The sequence below is a fragment of the Rhizobium sp. 22-785-1 genome (assembly GCF_053521965.1).
Genome location: NZ_JBNWDI010000019.1, coordinates 1 through 2,500, shown reverse-complemented (window position 1 = coordinate 2,500; position 2,500 = coordinate 1). Strand labels below are relative to the sequence as shown.

The window sequence follows — 2,500 nt, the reverse complement described above, 5'->3', positions numbered from 1 at the left end:
GTTCTCCGCGAAATCTATTTAGGTAGAGCGTCGACCGAATACCCTCGGGGGTAGAGCACTGGATGGGCTATGGGGACTCACCGTCTTACTGATCCTAACCAAACTCCGAATACCGAGGAGTACTAGTCGGCAGACACACGGCGGGTGCTAACGTCCGTCGTGAAGAGGGCAACAACCCTGACCTCCAGCTAAGGTCCCCAAGTCATGGCTAAGTGGGAAAGGATGTGAGGATCCCAAAACAACCAGGATGTTGGCTTAGAAGCAGCCATCATTTAAAGAAAGCGTAACAGCTCACTGGTCTAAATAAGGGTCTTTGCGCCGAAAATGTAACGGGGCTAAAGCCATGCACCGAAGCTGAGGATACAACGTAAGTTGTGTGGTAGCGGAGCGTTCCGTAAGTCTGTGAAGGCGGACCCGTGAGGGCTGCTGGAGATATCGGAAGTGCGAATGTTGACATGAGTAACGATAAAGGGAGTGAGAGACTCCCTCGCCGAAAGACCAAGGGTTCCTGCTTAAAGTTAATCTGAGCAGGGTTAGCCGGCCCCTAAGACGAGGCGGACACGCGTAGTCGATGGGAACCACGTTAATATTCGTGGGCCTGGTGGTAGTGACGGATCTCGTGTGTTGTTCAACCTTATTGGATTGGTTGGGCGGCGAAGAGGTTCCAGGAAATAGCTCCACCGTATAGACCGTACCCGAAACCGACACAGGTGGTCAGGTAGAGTATACCAAGGCGCTTGAGAGAACTATGTTGAAGGAACTCGGCAAATTGCACGCGTAACTTCGGAAGAAGCGTGACCCTTTTGCACGCAAGTGTGATGGGGTGGCACAGACCAGGGGGTAGCGACTGTTTATCAAAAACACAGGGCTCTGCGAAGTAGCAATACGACGTATAGGGTCTGACGCCTGCCCGGTGCTGGAAGGTTAAAGGGAGAGGTGCAAGCTTTGAACTGAAGCCCCAGTAAACGGCGGCCGTAACTATAACGGTCCTAAGGTAGCGAAATTCCTTGTCGGGTAAGTTCCGACCTGCACGAATGGCGTAACGACTTCCCCGCTGTCTCCAACATAGACTCAGTGAAATTGAATTCCCCGTGAAGATGCGGGGTTCCTGCGGTCAGACGGAAAGACCCCGTGCACCTTTACTATAGCTTTACACTGGCATTCGCCAAGGCATGTGTAGGATAGGTGGTAGGCTTTGAAGCAGGGACGCCAGTTCCTGTGGAGCCATCCTTGAAATACCACCCTTATCTTCGTGGATGTCTAACCGCGGTCCGTTATCCGGATCCGGGACAGTGTATGGTGGGTAGTTTGACTGGGGCGGTCGCCTCCGAAAGAGTAACGGAGGCGCGCGATGGTTAGCTCAGACCGGTCGGAAATCGGTCGTCGAGTGCAATGGCATAAGCTAGCCTGACTGCGAGACTGACAAGTCGAGCAGAGACGAAAGTCGGTCATAGTGATCCGGTGGTCCCGTGTGGAAGGGCCATCGCTCAACGGATAAAAGGTACGCCGGGGATAACAGGCTGATGACCCCCAAGAGTCCATATCGACGGGGTTGTTTGGCACCTCGATGTCGACTCATCGCATCCTGGGGCTGGAGCAGGTCCCAAGGGTATGGCTGTTCGCCATTTAAAGCGGTACGTGAGTTGGGTTCAGAACGTCGTGAGACAGTTCGGTCCCTATCTGCCGTGGGTGTAGGAATATTGACAGGATCTGTCCCTAGTACGAGAGGACCGGGATGGACGTATCTCTGGTGGATCTGTTGTCCTGCCAAGGGCATAGCAGAGTAGCTATATACGGAATGGATAACCGCTGAAGGCATCTAAGCGGGAAACCAACCTGAAAACGAGTGTTCCCTATCAGAGCCGTGGAAGACGACCACGTCGATAGGACGGGTGTGGAAGTGCAGTAATGCATGAAGCTTACCGTTACTAATAGCTCGAGCGACTTCTTCGTTCCCATTGTTCATGCTCATCGAATAAACTCGATCGCATCACGTGTTCAAATAAATCAGAGCAAATAGCTCTCCAGCTTCTCGATACAACGGCACATGCGTCAGCATGCGCCCGTTGCGTTTCGCCGACCTGGTGGTTATCGCGGGGCGGCCGCACCCGTTCCCTTTCCGAACACGGCCGTGAAACGCCCCAGCGCCAATGGTACTCCGTCTTAAGACGCGGGAGAGTAGGTCGCTGCCAGGTCTGCTAAACGCAACAAAATCTTCTCAAATCACAAACATAACGGCCAAGGCCGATACCAAAGGCCGCACACAAAGCGGCCTTTTGCACCTCTAAAACTTACTCGACATCAAAGTCGATCAAAGTCAACGAGGGCTCGAGCAGCCCCTGCCGAACCGCAGGAAGCAAAGCTTCCGAGGACCGGCAAAACAAAAACATCCGGGCAATCCCTCGGACATCGCTCAAAATCAACGCGGGGTGGAGCAGCCCGGTAGCTCGTCAGGCTCATAACCTGAAGGCCGCAGGTTCAAATCCTGCCCCCGCAACCA

Annotated in this window: 1 tRNA gene and 2 rRNA genes (1 of these 3 cut by a window edge); all 3 read left to right on the top strand. The window is 53.7% G+C overall.

The window, feature by feature from the left end:
* Positions 1-1,953, top strand: a 23S ribosomal RNA gene (locus ACQZ5M_RS21030); it begins 847 nt to the left of the window's first position.
* A gap of 127 nt (positions 1,954-2,080) precedes the next feature.
* Positions 2,081-2,195 (top strand): 5S ribosomal RNA (gene rrf / locus ACQZ5M_RS21025).
* 228 nt (positions 2,196-2,423) lie between these two features.
* Positions 2,424-2,500, top strand: a tRNA-Met gene (locus ACQZ5M_RS21020).